The 233-nt window shown below is 68.2% G+C and carries 1 tRNA gene; it reads left to right on the forward strand.

Annotated elements, in window-relative coordinates:
* Positions 1-20 precede the first annotated feature (20 nt).
* Positions 21-96 (forward strand) — tRNA-Ala (locus tag ACY0MJ_RS22530).
* The last annotated feature ends 137 nt before the right edge of the window (positions 97-233 follow it).

Here is a 233-nt window from a genome sequence, read left to right on the forward strand (position 1 = left end):
TTATGGTTACCGACGTTCTCGGGGCTGTGGCGCAGTTGGTAGCGCGTCTCGTTCGCAATGAGAAGGTCAGGGGTTCGAATCCCCTCAGCTCCACCAGCAAGGCCCCCGGCGGATCGCCGGGGGCCTTCGTCGTGTCCCCGTGCCAGCATGGCGAGCATGGACCAGCGCGCCCTCACCTACGCCGCTGTCGGGTGCACGCGCACGGGCGTGGTGCCGCCCGGGTTCGACGAGCT

This window comes from Ramlibacter sp. bp-362, from assembly GCF_054956735.1.